Annotated in this window: 5 protein-coding genes; 2 read left to right on the top strand and 3 right to left on the bottom strand. The window is 48.7% G+C overall.

The features are described from left to right. Together Xmir_RS15185 and Xmir_RS15180 are read right to left on the bottom strand one after the other, a co-directional pair. Nucleotides 1-11,091: non-ribosomal peptide synthetase (locus Xmir_RS15185; protein WP_099115050.1), on the bottom strand; the 11,091-nt coding region annotated here is incomplete at its 3' end. A gap of 1,623 nt (nt 11,092-12,714) precedes the next feature. Further along, nucleotides 12,715-13,173: a prepilin peptidase gene (locus tag Xmir_RS15180; RefSeq protein WP_099115049.1), complete on the bottom strand. Its 459-nt coding sequence runs from the start codon at nt 13,171-13,173 to the stop codon at nt 12,715-12,717. Between the two features lie 400 nt (nt 13,174-13,573). On the opposite strand from Xmir_RS15180, the gene rsmE reads away from it, so the two are divergent. Both rsmE and gshB read left to right on the top strand, forming a co-directional pair. Next, on the top strand, nt 13,574-14,305 hold the full coding sequence (gene rsmE, locus Xmir_RS15175; protein WP_099115048.1) for a 16S rRNA (uracil(1498)-N(3))-methyltransferase: 732 nt from the start codon (nt 13,574-13,576) through the stop codon (nt 14,303-14,305). A gap of 9 nt (nt 14,306-14,314) precedes the next feature. Next, nucleotides 14,315-15,274, top strand: coding sequence for a glutathione synthase (gene gshB / locus Xmir_RS15170; protein WP_099115047.1), 960 nt, complete (start codon nt 14,315-14,317; stop codon nt 15,272-15,274). Nucleotides 15,275-15,419: 145 nt separating this feature from the next. On the opposite strand, the gene Xmir_RS15165 is transcribed toward gshB, so the two are convergent. After that, complete coding sequence (locus Xmir_RS15165; RefSeq protein ID WP_099115046.1) at nt 15,420-16,430, bottom strand: linear amide C-N hydrolase; 1,011 nt, start codon at nt 16,428-16,430, stop codon at nt 15,420-15,422. Between the last annotated feature and the right edge of the window lie 382 nt (nt 16,431-16,812).

The following is a 16,812-nucleotide window of genomic DNA, read 5'->3' as shown; positions in this document are numbered from 1 at the left end:
ATTCACCCCCAGCGTACGCTGATAAATCGCCTGATGTTCCACCATCACCCCTTTTGGCTGGCCGGTAGAGCCCGAGGTGTAAATCACATAGGCCAGATGCTGTGGCGTTAACGCTGAAACCTGTGGGTTGCTGTCCGGTTGATCCGGCTGAATTGTCGGGTCAAGAACGGTCAACTCAGCCAGTACCTCGTCGCCCAATATGGACTGCCCGGTGCCATCCGCGAGTATTACGGATGGGGCGCTGTCACTTAGAATATAGGCCAGACGCTCTGTCGGATAAGTGATATCCAGCGGCACATAGGCACCACCGGCTTTCAGTACCGCCAGAAGTGACACTACCATGGCCGGTGAGCGTGTCACACAAATAGCGACCCGTTGCTCCGGCTCTACCCCCGACTCAATCAACTGATGGGCCAGCCGATTAGCGCGGGTATTTAGTTCGGCATAACTCAGGCGTTGTCCCTGATATTCCAGTGCCGTGGTCTCTGGAGTTTTCTGTGCCTGCTGTTCAAACAACTGATGAATACACAAGGATTCAGGGTAGGCGGTCTTCGTCCCGTTCCAGATATTTAACAATAAGGTACGTTCGGCTTCCGGCAGGATTTCCAATGCCCGCACCGGCATCTCCGGGGTGTGCTCCAGCGCGTCTGCCAGACTTTCCAGCGCTTGCTGCATATAGCCGCATATCCGTTCCGGGTCAAACGGCTGCACCACATTCGCCGTCAATCCTAATGTCTCACCACCATCCTCCACCGACAATCCAAAGGGATAGTTGGTTCGTTCCTGTACTTCTAAAAATTCAAAACCGTCCAGCGTATTATCTAGCGGATCTGAAGGACTATTGTGCCGGTAATTCAACAGGGCGCTAAAGAGAGGGGTGCCACGTTCAACGCCGCTACACTGCTGGGCCAGCGCCAGTGAAGCATGTTCATGGGCTAATAATCCTGCCAGCCGGCGATGGGCGGCCTGTACGCTGTCCCGTACCGGGGTGTCATCCATATCCAGCCGTAACGGCAGGGTATTGATAAACAATCCCATGCCACCCTCTGTCCCTTCGCCTCCCGTCATGCGCCCAAACAGCACGGTGCCGAACACCACTTTTTCCTGTCCGCTGGTGCGCGACAACACCTGAGCCCAGGCTAGATGACACAAGGCCGCCAGACTCACTCCCTGCTGTCGGGCCTGATTGCGCAAACGGTCATTCAGCTCAGGCGGCAGCAATCGGTAAGATTCCGTTTCCTGAGCTCCATCATGATAGACCTCCGCCAGCCCGAACGGCAGCGTGGGCTCCTCCACTTCCGCCAGCATCTCGGTAAAGAAACGGGTATAGGCTTCCTGACTCACCCCCAACCGAACCTGTGCCACCAGATTGCGGAATGGTACAGGCACAGGCAGGCTCTCTTCCTGTCCCGTCAGGCAGGCCAGCACTTCACGGTGCATCACTTCCAGCGTTTCATGGTCACCAATCAGGTGATGCTGTAATTGCAGAACAATCCAACGGCCATCCGCTTCCTGCGCCACCACAAAGCGCAATAACGGCGCGTCACTCAGATCAAGACGATATTGATTGATATTAAAACGTTCGTCCAGTTGTCTGCTGACTGGCCCATCTGCCGGATCCAGCGTCAGTTCTGTGACTGACAAGGGGGCATGACGCCAGACGACTTGCACCGGAACAGATACCCCTTGCCAGATAAATGCAGTGCGTAAAATATCGTGGCGGTCAACCACCCGTTGTATTGCCACCAGATAACGATCCAACAAGGACCGGTCAGCAAACGCCATCTGATCGGCCAACAGATACGGATCGCCTTCCCGTGCCAGTAAGTGGTGGAACAAAATCCCGTCCTGCAACGGGGATAAGGCGTAGATATCCTGAATATTCGCCACCCCGCCCGGTACTTGTCTGACAATGAGATCAATATCCGCCTGTGTTAAATCCACCAGCGGTAACATTTCCGGAGTCAGGTGCTGCGTTTCGGGGGTAATCGCATTCGGCGGGACTTCGACGGCCTGATGCCGTCCCAAGGTTTGTGCCAGATCGGACAACACCGGAGACCGGAACAGATCCCGCGCCGTCAATGCCACCCCCTGCTGACGCAGGCGCTCAATCATACGTACCGCGAGCAATGAATGACCACCCAGCGCAAAGAAGCTGTCATGGCGGCTGATCTGCTCAATGCCCAGTAATTCACTCCAAATCGCCGCCAGCGCCATTTCGGTTTCCCCTTGCGGGGCCGCATAGGTTTGGCGGGCAAATGCCTTACTGTCCGGTGACGGCAGCGCCCGACGATCTAATTTACCGTTCGGCGTTAATGGAAACGCATCCAGACGTACAAAAGCGGCCGGCACCATATAATCCGGCAAAAGGACACTCAGGTGGGCACGCAGGCTGTTCGCCAGCCCTTCATCCGTGTCCGCCGCCTTCGTTTCTGTTACCTTCGTTTCTGTTACCAAATAGGCCACCAGCCGCTTATCCTGCCCTTCTCCCTGCGCCAGCACCACCGATTCACGCACCACCGGGTGTTCTGCCAGCCGGGCTTCAATTTCCCCCGGTTCAATACGGAAGCCACGGATTTTCACCTGCTGATCATTGCGGCCCAGAAATTCCAGATTGCCGTCCGGCCGGTAACGGGCTAAATCCCCGGTACGGTACAGGCGTGCATCCGGGGTATCACTGAACGGATCGATAAGGAAACGTTCGGCGGTTAATTCAGGACGGTTCAGGTAACCCCGCGTCACACCCACCCCACCAATATACAGCTCACCCACTGCCCCCAGCGGCACCGGCTGACAATGAGCATCCAGCAAGTACACTTGGGTATTTGCCGTTGGACGCCCGATAGGCACCGCGGTATCTGTATAGTCTGATGGGCAATACCAGGTTGTGGCACAAACCGTTATCTCTGTCGGGCCATAGGCATTGAACAAGGTGACCCGGCCACACAATGCCCGGAGTAACGCCGTATTGAGCGCTTCGCCCCCCAATATCAGGGTGGGTTTTACCGTTAACGCCGGTATATCCGCCCCGTCATGAAGCAAAGCAGGGGTCAGGCAAGCATGCGTTATCGCCTGTGCTTCCAGATAATGCCATAAATAGATCGGGTTCTGACGAACACTGTCTGCGGGAATATCCAGTGTGGCGCCACTGCACAGTGACATCATAATTTCCCAGACACTGGCATCAAAGCCCAATGACGCAAACTGCAACACCCGGCTATCCGCGCAAATAGCGAATTGCGTGATTTTCTCCTGAATAAGATTAACCAATCCACGATGTTCTACCATCACCCCTTTCGGCGTTCCGGTCGAACCGGAGGTGTAAATCACGCAGGCCAAATGCCGTGAAGTCAATACCGGTATCTGCGGGTTATTATCCGGTCGGTCAAACCGGGTATTCGGGTCGAGCACTTTCCGTTCTGCCAATGCTTGCTCACCCAATGCTGTTCGTCCGATATTATCTGCCAGCACAATAGCCGGTGCAGCATCCCTCAGATTGTATGCCAGACGCTCTCCCGGATAAGCCGGATCCAGTGGCACATAGGCGCCACCCGTTTTTAAGACAGCCAGTAACCCGATCACCATTGCCGGTGACCGTGACACGCAAATGGCGACTCGTTGCTCCGGCTCTATGCCCAGTGCAATTAACTGATGAGCCAGCCGGTTAGCACGGGCATTTAATTCAGCATAACTGAGTGTCTGCTTTTCATAGACCAGCGCGGTGGCCTGCGGCGTTTTCTCCACCTGCTGTTCAAACAACTGATGAATACACAACGCCTCAGGGTAGGCTGCTTCCGTTGCATTCCAGGTTTTCAGCAACAACGTGCATTCTGCTTCCGGCAGGATCACCAACTGCCGTACCGGTGTTTCCGGGGCCTGTTCCAGCGCGTCCGCCAGACTTTCCAGTGCCTGCTGCATATAGCCGCATACTCGCGCTGGCTCAAACGGCTGAACGACCTGAGCCGTCAATCCCAGCGCCTCACCAAAATCTTCCACTGACAGCACAAAGGGGTAGTTGGTCCGCTCCTGCCCATCCAATAACTCAATCCCCTCCAGTGTTTTATCCAACTGATTCAATTGATCATTATGACGATAGTTCAACAGGGCGCTAAAGAGAGGCGTGCCGCGTTCAACGCCGCTACACTGCTGGGCCAGCGCCAGTGAAGCGTGTTCATGGGTTAATAATCCCGCCAGCCGGCGATGGGCGGCCTGTACGCTGTCCTGTACCGGGGTGTCATCCATATCCAGCCGCAACGGCAGGGTATTGATAAACAACCCCATCCCACTGTCTGCCCCTCCTCCCGCGGCCATACGCCCGAACAGCACGGTGCCGAACACCACTTTTTCCTGTCCACTGGTGCGCGACAACACCTGTGCCCAGGCCAGATGACATAAGGCGGCCAAACTGACACCAAAACGCCGCGCCTGACTACGCAGGCGGTCATTCAATTCAGGTGCCAGCATCTGGTGAGATTCTGTCATCTGTGAGCCATCGCGATGCACCTCCGTCAAACCAAACGGCAGTGTCGGCTCTTCCACTTCCGCTAACATCTCGGTAAAGAAACGGGTGTGGGCTTCCTGACTCACGCCCAACCGGGCCTGTGCCACCAGATTGCGGTACGGCACAGGTACAGCCAAGTTTTCCTCCTGTCCCGTCAGGCAGGCCTGCACTTCACGGTGCATCACTTCCACCGTTTCGTGGTCGCCAATCAGGTGATGCAGTAATTGCAGGACAATCCAACGGCCATCCGCTTCCTGCGCCACCACAAAGCGCAATAACGGCGCATCGCTCAGATCAAGACGATAATGACTGACGTTAAAACGTTCTGCCAACTGGCTGCTAACGGGTCCATCTGCCGGGTCCAGTGTCAGTTCTGTCACTGACAAAGAGGCTTGACGCCCGACGACTTGTACCGGCACGGACACGCCTTGCCAGATAAACGCAGTGCGTAAGATATCGTGCCGCTCAACTATCCGTTGCATCGCCGCCAGATAACGATCCAGCAAGGACCGGTCAGCAAACGCCATCTGTTCGGTCAACAGATACGGATCCCCTTCGTGTGCCAGTAAATGGTGAAATAAAATACCGTCCTGCAATGGCGATAAGGCATAAATATCCTGAATATTCGCCACCCCACCCGGTACTTGTTTGACAATGTGGTCAATATCCGCCTGCGTTAAATCCACCAGCGGCAACATTTCCGGGGTCAGGTGCTGCGTTTCGGGGGTAATCACATTCGGCGGGACTTCGATGGCCTGATGCCGTCCCAATGTTTGTGCCAGATCGGACAACACCGGCGACCGGAACAGATCCCGCGCCGTCAGTGCCAACCCCTGCTGACGCAGGCGCTCAATCATGCGCACCGCGAGCAATGAATGACCACCCAGTGCAAAGAAGCTGTCATGGCGGCTGACCTGCTCAATGCCCAGTAATTCACTCCAAATCGCCGCCAGTGCCATTTCGGTTTCCCCCTGCGGGGCCGCATAGATCTGGCGGGCAAATGCCTCACTATCTGGTGCCGGCAGCGCCCGACGATCTAACTTGCCATTCGGCGTCAGTGGAAACTCATCCAGACGCACAAAGGCCACTGGCACCATATAATCCGGCAAAACCGCACTCAGATGGGTACGCAATCTGTTGACCAATTCTTCATCTATATCTGCCACAACATAGGCCACCAGCCGTTTATCCCCCCCATCACCGAGTACCAGCACCGTCGCCTCACGCACCGCCGGGTGCTCTGCCAGCCGGATTTCAATTTCCCCCGGTTCAATACGGAAGCCACGAATTTTCACCTGCTGGTCATTACGACCCAGAAATTCCAGATTACCGTCCGGCCGGTAACGGGCCAAATCCCCGGTGCGGTACAAGCGTGCATCCGGGGTATCACTAAACGGATCAATAAGGAAACGTTCGGCCGTTAACTCAGGACGGTTCAGATAACCACAGGCCACCCCGTCTCCCCCAACATAAATTTCACCAGTCGCTCCCAACGGCACGGGCTGACCATGACTATCCAGCAGGTAAACTCGTGTATTGGCGATTGGCCGGCCAATGGGGAGCCGGATCATGCCCTGTGCCAGCGCCTCAATAGGATATATCGTCGTAAAGGTGGTGCCTTCTGTCGGACCATAAGCCTGCAAAAGTTGTTGCGGCGGACGATGTTTCAGAACCTGAGCAATAACCGATAAGTCGGGAATATCTCCGCCAAAAATCAGCGTTTTTATCTGCCGCAGCGCCGGGGACAACTCTACAGCCAGTCGGTTAAACAGCCCGATTGTCAGCCACAGAACCGTGATACGGTGGGTCTGTAAAGCCCGGACTAATTCCACCGGCGTCAATAACATAGCGTGCTCAATCACCACCAGCGCTCCCCCGTTAAGCAACGGTGCCCAGACTTCAAAGGTGCTGGCATCAAAAGCCGGGTTAGCAGTAAAGGCCACCCGATCGTCCGGTTCGATGGCTGCATAACCATTATTGATGACCAGCCGGACTACGGCGCGGTGCGGCACCAAAACGCCTTTCGGTGTTCCGGTAGAGCCGGAGGTGTACATGATATAGGCTAATTCCGTGCCGGCACGTGGTAAATCAAGGTTAATACTATTTTGTGTGTTGTTTTGTGTGTTGTTTTGTGCGTTGTTTTGCTCGCTAGCTTGCTCGCCAGTCGTCTTGTTCTCATCGGAAAGACGAAGCAGGGGGACAACCAGGTCAGCCGGAATATCCGTCTGTGTATCAGTGAGTAACAATTTGGCGGAGCAGTCATTGACCAGCCAGTTTTTCCGCTCATCCGGCACACCGGGATCAAGGGGTACGTAAACTGCACCGGCTTTAAGCACAGCCAGTTGAGCCACCACCAGCACCATGGAGCGCTCGAACAGCAGCACAATATGATCGCCGGGGCAAACGCCTTGTCCGATTAACTGGCGAGCCAACTGGTTAGCCCGTGTATTCAGCTCCCTGTAGCTCAGGGTCTTATCTCCCGCTATCAAAGCTGTCGCCTGCGGAGTTTTCTCCACCTGCTGTTCAAACAACTGGTGAATACATAACGACTCAGGATAAGGCGTTTCCGTTGTGTTCCAGGTGGTTAACAATAAGGTACGCTCTGCTTCCGGCAGAATATCCAATGCCCGAACCGGCATATCCGGTGTGTGTTCCAGCGCATCCGCCAGACTTTCCAGTGCCTGCTGCATATAACCGTAGACCCGCTCCGGTTCAACTGGCTGAGCAACCTGAACCGTCAATCCCAGCACCTCACCAAAATCATCTACTGACAGTACAAAGGGGTAATTAGTCCGCTCCTGTTCGCTGACAAACTCAATCCCGTTTATCCGTTCTTCTGACATGGCCGATACGGCATTATGCCGATAGTTCAACAAAGCACTAAAGAGAGGCGTGCCACGGTCAATACCACTACATTGCTGGGCCAGCGCCAGTGAAGCGTGTTCATGGGCCAGTAATCCCGCCAGCCGGCGATGGGTGGCCTGCACGCTGTCCTGTACCGGAGTGTCATCCATATCCAGCCGCAACGGCAAGGTATTGATAAACAGCCCTACCCCGCTGTCTGCTCCTTCTCCCGCGGCCATACGCCCGAACAGCACAGTGCCGAACACCACTTTTTCCTGTCCGCTGGTGCGCGACAACACCTGTGCCCAGGCCAGATGACATAAGGCGGCCAGACTGACACCAAAACGCCGTGCCTGACTGCGCAGGCGGCCATTCAACTCAGGTGCCAGCATCTGATGGAATTCCGTCACCTGTGAGCCATCATGATGTACCTCCGTCAAACCAAACGGCAGGGTCGGCTCTTCCACCTCCGCCAGCATTTCGGTAAAGAAACGGGTATGGGATTCCTGACTCACGCCCAACCGGGCCTGCGCCACCAGATTGCGGAATGGCACAGGCACAGGCAGGTGTTCTTCTTGCCCTGCCAGATATGACTGCACTTCACGGTGCATTACGTCCAGCGTGGTGTGGTCACCAATCAGATGATGCAATAGTTGCAGCAGGTGCCAACGGCCATCCGTTTCCTGAGCAATCACGAAATGCAATAGCGGTGGCTGGCTCAGATCGAGACGATAATGGCGCGGATCAAAACGCTGGCTTAACTGATCAATAACCGGGCCATCAGCGGGATTCAGCGCCAGCTCTGTCACCGACAAGGGAGCCTGACGACAGACGACCTGTACCGGCACGGACACACCTTGCCAGATAAACGCGGTGCGTAAAATATCGTGCCGTTCGACTATCCGTTGCATCGCCGCCAGATAACGATCCAATATAGACCTATCAGCAAACGCCATCTGGCTGGTCAACAGATACGGATCGCCTTCCCGTGCCAGTAAGTGGTGGAATAAAATACCGTCCTGCAATGGTGATAAGGCGTAGATATCCTGAATATTCACCACCCCACCCGATACCTGTTCAACAATGTGGTCAATATCCGCCTGCGTTAAATCCGCCAACGGCAACATCGCCGGGGTCAGTTGCTGTATCGCGGGAGTAATGACATTTGGTGGGACTTCAATAGCCCGATGCTGCCCCAACGTTTTCACCAGATCGGATAACACGGGCGACCGGAACAGATCACTCGCCGCCAGCATCAATCCCTGATGACGCAGGCGCTCAATCATGCGCATTGCGAGCAGGGAGTGACCACCCAATGCAAAGAAACTGTCATGGCGGCTAATTTGTTTAATGCCCAACAATTCACCCCAGACTACCGCCAGTATTGTTTCTTCTCTCCCTTGCGGAGCTTCATAAGTCCGCCGGACAAACGCTTCTTCGTTCGGTGCTGGCAGTGCCCGACGATCCAGTTTGCCATTTGGTGTCTGCGGGAAGCTGTCCAGACGCACAAAAGCCGCCGGCATCATATAATCCGGCAAAAGAGCACTCAGATGGGTACGCAGGCTGTTTACCCATTCTTGATTCTCTTCTGCCACCACAGTTTCTGCCACGATATAGGCCACCAGTCGCTTACTTTGCCCGTTATCCAGTGCCAACACGGCGGCCTGATTCACTGCCGGATGCTCCAGCAAGCGGGTTTCAATTTCCCCCAATTCGACACGAAAGCCGCGAATTTTTACCTGTTGATCATTACGCCCCAGAAACTCTAGGTTACCGTCCGGCAGGTAACGGGCCACATCCCCGGTACGATACATCCGGGCGTCAGATAGCGGGCTAAAGGGGTCGGGGATAAAACGTTCTTCACTTAAAATTAACTGGTTCAGATAACCCCGCGCGACTCCCACACCACCAATATAAATTTCTCCTGCGCAGCCTAGCGGTACGGGTTGCCCGTTTCTGTCCAGTAAGTAAATGCGGGTATTTCTGAGTGGCCGGCCGATGGAACGATCATAGTCTGAAGAGAAAACTTCCTGACAGGTGGCTGTGACGGTATTTTCTGTCGGACCATAGGCATTTAATAACCGGGGGCGGTGACTTTCCTGTGCAAACCAATCCTGAAGGGCTTTTTTCTGGACGGCCTCGCTACCAATAATAATCAGCCTGAGCGCGTCAGGCAGTGATAATCCCGGATCTCTGCCCGCCAGTTCAGACCAGAATAACGTGGGCAGAAACATCACCGTGATGCGGTTTTCCCGGGCTAAGGCTATGAATTCCGTCATTGACTCCAGCCAGCTATCATCGCGAATGACCAGCGTGGCGCCATGACATAATGATGAGAAACACTCCTCGACGGAGACGTCAAAGGCAAAAGCTGCAAACTGCAATACCCGATCCTGCGCTGTCACACCATAAAGTTCATTCACCCCCAGAGTACGCTGATAAATCGCCTGATGCTCCACCATTACCCCTTTCGGCTGTCCGGTAGAGCCAGAGGTGTAAATCACATAGGACAGATGTTGTGGCGTTAATGTCGAAACCTGTGGATTACTGCCTGGCTGATCCGGCTGTATTGTCGGGTCAAGCACAGTCAACTCAGACAGTACCTCGTTACCCAATATGGACTGTCCGGTGTTATCCGCCAATATTACGGATGGGGCACTGTCGTTGAGGATATACGTCAGACGCTCTGCCGGATAAGTGATATCCAGCGGCACATAAGCACCACCCGCTTTCAGTACCGCCAGCAATGACACCACCATAGCCGGTGAGCGTGCCACGCAAATGGCGACCCGTTGCTCCGGTTCAAGTCCTTGCTCAATTAATTGATGAGCCAGCCGGTTAGCGCGGGCATTTAATTCGGTGTAACTCAGTGTTTGCCCCTGATATTCCAGTGCTGTCGCCTGTGGGGTCTTTTGTACCTGCTGCTCAAACAACTGGTGAATACACAAGGCTTCAGGATAAAGGGTTTCAGCCGGGTTCCAGGTTTCCAGCAGCAATACCCGTTCCGCCTCTGGCAACAAATTAAGCTGCCCGATGGGGATGCCATCACCTCTCTCTTTTGATAACAGCAACACCTGTAAATGTTCATCCATTCGCGCAATCACTTCCGCACTCAGACGATTTTCATCATAGATCCAACGGAAACCGCCCTGTTCATTTATCTGAAGTGTCAGTAATTCACCAGACGCTTTCTGATCACACTGTCTGCCATCCTGTATCACTGAAACAGCTACAGGCCACGGATGACGGGTGCTTAATTCAGGGATGGCATGCAGTGAAAGAGAATGGGAAAGGAGGTCATAACTAAATGTCTGGTGTTGCGCCAGCCGGACAAGTTCATCATCAACCGCGCCAGCCACCCCATGCCACGGCTCATCCAATGCCACTTCAATGTCCATGGGCACCACTGATGCCAGATTTGTCCGGTTATCGTTTAATGCCACACACCAGCCGATTTGGAATGCAGACTGCTGAGTCAGACGCGCAAGATAGATAACAAATGCCTGTAACAATATTCGCCATGGCTCCTCTTGACCATTTTGGGGAAGCGGGGACTGCCAACGGCTTATTGCCCAACGGGGTTCTGCAATCTTATGGGAAATATCGAAAGGTAACTGGAGGGGTTGCAAAGCAACAAGACGCTGATACCAAAATAGCTCACTGGGTGTAAGTGACTGAAGAGTATTTATCCCAGAAAGCGCTTCACCATTAAGAATATTTCCCGCTGTAGCAATGTTATCTTTCATTTATTACCTCACCTCAACGAATCTGTTAGTTATTTGAAAATGATCATTCTTTAGAATCATCAAAAATATTTTTCTTACTTTTTGTTCATTTGATTGGAGAGAAATACAACTAATACATAAGGCATTAATCAAGATATTTAAGCAGTATTTTTTCATCAGACTTTAAATACAATAGCCCGATAAATAGTGATAAAGTTAACGTTATGAAGTAATAATGTTGTTAACAATGAGTTAAATAATTAGCAAGATAAATTGGAATAGAAATTCCATTTTTGTTAACTCCATTTACTATCCTCATATTTACTTTCCCTACTTCAAGATACAGGTTTAAAATGATATTAATTATAATAAATCAAATTATTTAATTAGTTTACACTCCAGGGTATTAAAATATATAAAACCAATAATATATAGGTGGAGAAAAAGTAGTATTGATAAAGACAGCATATCTAAATGACTTCTCAAAATGGTCGGCGAATCAAAGAAACCGATAGTGGAATGAAATCCAAAGCAACTGTAATTATTGGACATTATATTCCCCAACATAGTAACCCTTCCTGAATATCAGCTCAATCGCAAAGATACTGAAAAAACGTTTATTTCAAACACCGCCAGAAAAATAAATAATAAAACAGCTTAAATAAATATTAACACCTGTGTTAACATCCACCTTTCACTTTATATTACCCTACATACAAAAACCCAATAAAATAACATTTTAAAGAAAGAAAAAACTTTTAGAATAAACATAATCTCACCTTAATTGATGTGACAATTAATGCCTTTTGATGATTTGAAATAATTAACAGACTTAAATTGTGATCAATAATCCATAACGCAATAATTCGGCTTGAATAAAAATCCCACTTTTCTTATTGTTGGAGTCGGCGGAGAGACAGGCTAGCAACCTCAGCTAACTAGATGCTTCAAACATCTAGAATATGCAGGGTAAACAGCCTAAAGCCAACTAGATGCTTCCAACGTCTAGCGCATGTAGGATAAGCGGCCTAAACCAACTAGATGCTTCCAACGTCTAGCCGTATACAGGATGAGCTGCCTAACCATCTGGATGCTTTTAACATCCAGCATGGGCAAAATAAGCAGCCTAAACCATCTGGATGCTTTTAACGTCCAACATGGGCAGAATGTGTACTATAGGTGCAAGTCCTTTCTCTCCGCCACTTTTTATTTCCCTCGGTTTACAATCAACACCAATACAACCGATGATGGAATGCAATTCAAAGAAATTATAACTGTTGATAATTACACATCTCCCAATATTAAAAATTACCTATCCTGAATATCTACTTAATTGTACAACAGCCTAACAATCACTATTTTGTTATTAAATAGTTTCAATCAAGCACAATAGATTACCCAGTAGAAAGATTTTTCGCATTCGATATGTCATAATCTTCCCCACACACCACTACAATAACACGCATAAACATATTGTATATTTTCTTTATTGATGTACTTTCTAATCATCAATAATTTAAGCGGTAAAGCATAGCGTAAATGCAGGCCACCAATAACTGCATATATTTTTTCAATTCCAGTGATTGCCTTAGAGTATTTAATAATATCAATCACACCACGTTGATTTGGAAGATTAAAAGTATATTAGGCATAAGTAATATCACTCAGTGACAACCCCATCAACACTATTCCCATCAACACGATTGCGGATAAACATAAATAAGGCCCAAATGCGATAAATTCAGGGTAAGACTTCCTTTTCAATCCCACCAGCACAAACCCCAACAAACCAGATAATGAAGCCATCAGCATCAATATTGGTATCATTTCCACCCCTAACCATGCACCAATGGCTGCGGTTAATTTGAGATCCCCATAGCCTATCCCCTCTTTCTTGAAGGTATATCGACACAACCAATACAAAAACCATAAAAATAGATACCCTGATATGGCGCCGTATATTGCACTCTCTATTGGAACCAGATTAGCATCAATATTAAATAAAAGCCCAATCCATAATAAAGGCAGTGTAATAACATCCGGCAAACTATACGTTTTAATATCAATAACTGATAATAATAGCAAAGTGCTACAGAAGAACATTATTATTATACAATCTAAGTTAGTTAAAATAACAAATTACCTTTTACGCTTGTAAATACTCTGACTTTATAAAAGGCTTCTTTATTAAAAGCCACCTTATAAAACACTCCTTTGTAAATAACATCCTTGTTACTGTATTCTTTCCATATTTCCCAATATCAATCAGGACAGGAGGAATACTAATTTTTTATTCCCATCATTGGCAACAGATATTTATTTAAAACAGCAATTACTAAATAAATATGCGAGCCAGCTCGCAAGGAGATATCTTGTATTCCCTAAGATAAGAGATAGCTTGATCACGCAAACAGCGCTCATTTATCATGGCGATGAATCAATTTTGTCATATGGCTGTTTGCGCCATGCCGGAGACATCCGGAAAAAGAAGGAAAGAAGAAATATGCGAATTCCCCGCATCTATCACCCTGAACCGCTCTCAGCAGGAGCTAAAATCTATCTGAGCGATGATGCAGCCAATCACGTTGGTCGCGTACTCAGAATGAGTAACGGGCAGGCATTACAACTCTTTGATGGCAGCAATCAGGTTTTTGATGCAGAAATCACTGAAGCCAGTAAAAAAACAGTTCAGGTGCGTATCCTTAATAGCCAATTATCAGATCATGAATCCCCCCTGAACCTGCATTTGGGGCAAGTCATGTCCCGCGGTGAGAAAATGGAATTTACAATCCAAAAATCCGTGGAACTCGGTGTCAGCACTATCACGCCATTACTTTCTGAACGTTGTGGTGTAAAACTGGATGCGGAAAGGCTGGAGAAAAAATTACAACAATGGAAAAAAATTGTCATTTCTGCTTGTGAACAGTGCGGACGTAATCGTATTCCTGAGATCCGTCCGGTCATGTTACTTGAAGCATGGTGCAAGGAAAACGATGACAGCCTAAAATTAAATCTGCACCCCCGTGCTAACCAAAGTATCAATACCCTCCCGCTACCCGTGGAAAAAGTACGCCTATTAATTGGGCCTGAAGGGGGATTGTCCGCTGAAGAAATTGAAATGACAGCAAAATATCAATTTACTGATATCCTGTTAGGGCCTCGCGTCCTGAGGACAGAAACTACGGCACTCACCGCAATTACCGCACTGCAAGTACGTTTTGGTGATCTGGGTTAAGGAGAAGAAATGATCAAGCTCGGTATAGTGATGGATCCAATTTCATCCATCAAAATCAAGAAAGACACTAGTTTTGCCATGCTGTTGGAAGCACAAAAACGTGGCTGGGAAATCCATTATATGGAAATGAACGATCTCTACCTGTACCAAGGAGAAGCCCGTGCCCGCACCCGTTTGCTCACAGTAGAAGAAAATCCACAGCAGTGGTACCAGTTTGGTAGTGAACAAGATATAGCCCTTGATACTTTGCAAGTCATTCTGATGCGCAAGGATCCGCCTTTTGATACTGAGTACATTTATGCTACCTATATTCTTGAAAGAGCTGAAGCTAAAGGCAGCCTGATTGTTAATAAGCCTCAAAGCCTGCGCGACTGCAATGAAAAGCTATTTACCGCCTGGTTCCCAGAGTTGACACCCGATACACTGGTAACTCGCAATGCAAAAAATTTACGCGAATTCCACCAAAAACATGGCGATGTAATTTTTAAACCGTTAGATGGTATGGGAGGCGCTTCGATTTTTCGTCTGAAGCAAGATGATGCCAACGTCGGGGTAATTATTGAAACCCTGACTGAACATGGCAGCCGATATTGTATGGCTCAAAACTTTCTACCAGCCATCAAAGATGGTGATAAACGCGTATTGGTTGTTGATGGCGAACCTGTACCTTATTGTCTGGCGCGTATTCCAGCTCAGGGAGAGACTCGTGGCAACCTTGCAGCCGGTGGACGTGGAGAAGCCCGCCCATTGTCAGAAAGTGACTGGGCGATCGCCCGTGCAGTTGCGCCAGTCTTAAAAGAGAAAGGGTTAATCTTTGTTGGGCTAGATATCATTGGCGATCGTTTAACTGAGATTAACGTCACCAGCCCGACTTGCGTTCGTGAAATAGAGGCTGCATTCCCTGACATTTCGATTACTGGCATGCTAATGAATGCTATCGAAAAACGATTGGAAAAACAGATAGCATAATAGCCCGGACAACTTTCGTTTCCTGGCAACATTTGCCATTTATAATCAGTGCCCACATACTTGTGGTTTTTTTTAGCAAAAGCCCTTCTATTTTCGAAGGGCTTTCTCGTTTATTATATGCAATTACCTACAGGTACCCATAAATTTAATGATCGAGTTGCTTATCAGATAACCCTTTAAACTCAAAAGGTTTGCTATCAACATAATCTTTAGTGGCATCACCTGAGAAAATATTGCTTTGCCCTTCACCTAATTCCAGTTTCTTCACTTTACCGGTTTCGGCTGAGAAATCGATTTTCTTTAGATCTGTCCAGAAAATATTCGGTGTTAATACAGACTCAAAGAAATAGAGTTGGCGTTTATGATCAACCAATGTCCGCCAACGTGTTGATGAAATTTCTGGGGAATTTTCTAGCGCTTCCCCTAACCCGTAAGGAACCGAAACGTTACGAATAACACTGAACACACCAGCAACAGCTTTATTGGGTGTCGTTTCTTGTGAGATAGCATTAATATAGAATTGAGCGCGAGCAAATCTGTCCGGAGAACGATTGGTGCCTGGAAGCTCCACTGTGCCATCAATTCCGTCCCAATATTTCTGCATTTCCAATTGTTCTTCATACGTTGGTGAATTCGTCATCACCTGATATTCACGGCTATGATGGATCACTTGTTTACCGTCAATATATTCGATAATTGCACTATCACCACTCGCATCTGATAATGATAAATGCAACGTCGCTAAACGGTCTTCGCCTTCCATTTGATCCGTCATCACTACAAAAGGCGTCTTTTCCAGTGATTCAACGGCTTCAGCTACTGTCGCGTAATTATCTAGCATATATTGCGCCCACAATGAAATTGATAATGCAGGCCGCTTATCATTTGGTTGTGGATATTTAGATTCAGCTAACCATAATAAGTTAGCCATAAGACCTTTTTCGTTAATACCATCTGTGGTTGAAATATCGAAGCCAGATGCAATCACACTACCATATTTAGATTTCCATTTAATAGAATTAGGGCCTGCAATACCATCCCTGTTCATGCCTCGTGGAAATATCCATAAATTTGTCCCGATTTCGTGTTTCCAATCCATCGTTCTTGCTGTCATGGTTTGCTCATTTTCACCTAAATAAACTATACGAGTACACATATCATCTCCTAAGATAAAAATTGAAAACAGATAGATTTCTTCACGTTATAGAAATTATTTTTCTTCACTTTATGCCTAAATTCAATGAGAGATATATAGATAATTCTCTCACGAGCTTAAGAATGACATAAAATGACTAAATGGAAATTAATAAAATCTCTTCCTCCTATAAATAATTTAGATGCCATGCCGCATGAAAGGATTTTTCTAAACTACAAATTAATTTCATTGAATAACATAACAGCTGAGGCATCAGCTTATGGTATATGGTAAAATAGAACTTATTCAGTAAGTTAAAAATAGTTTTTTTGATATACTTAGTTACACAATGATATATTTTTACATACTTACACGTTCTTATACCTACCAAAATAAGTTCCGT

The sequence above is a fragment of the Xenorhabdus miraniensis genome (assembly GCF_002632615.1).
The sequence above is the reverse complement of the archived record's forward strand: the minus strand, read 5'-3'. Positions and strand labels throughout refer to the sequence as shown.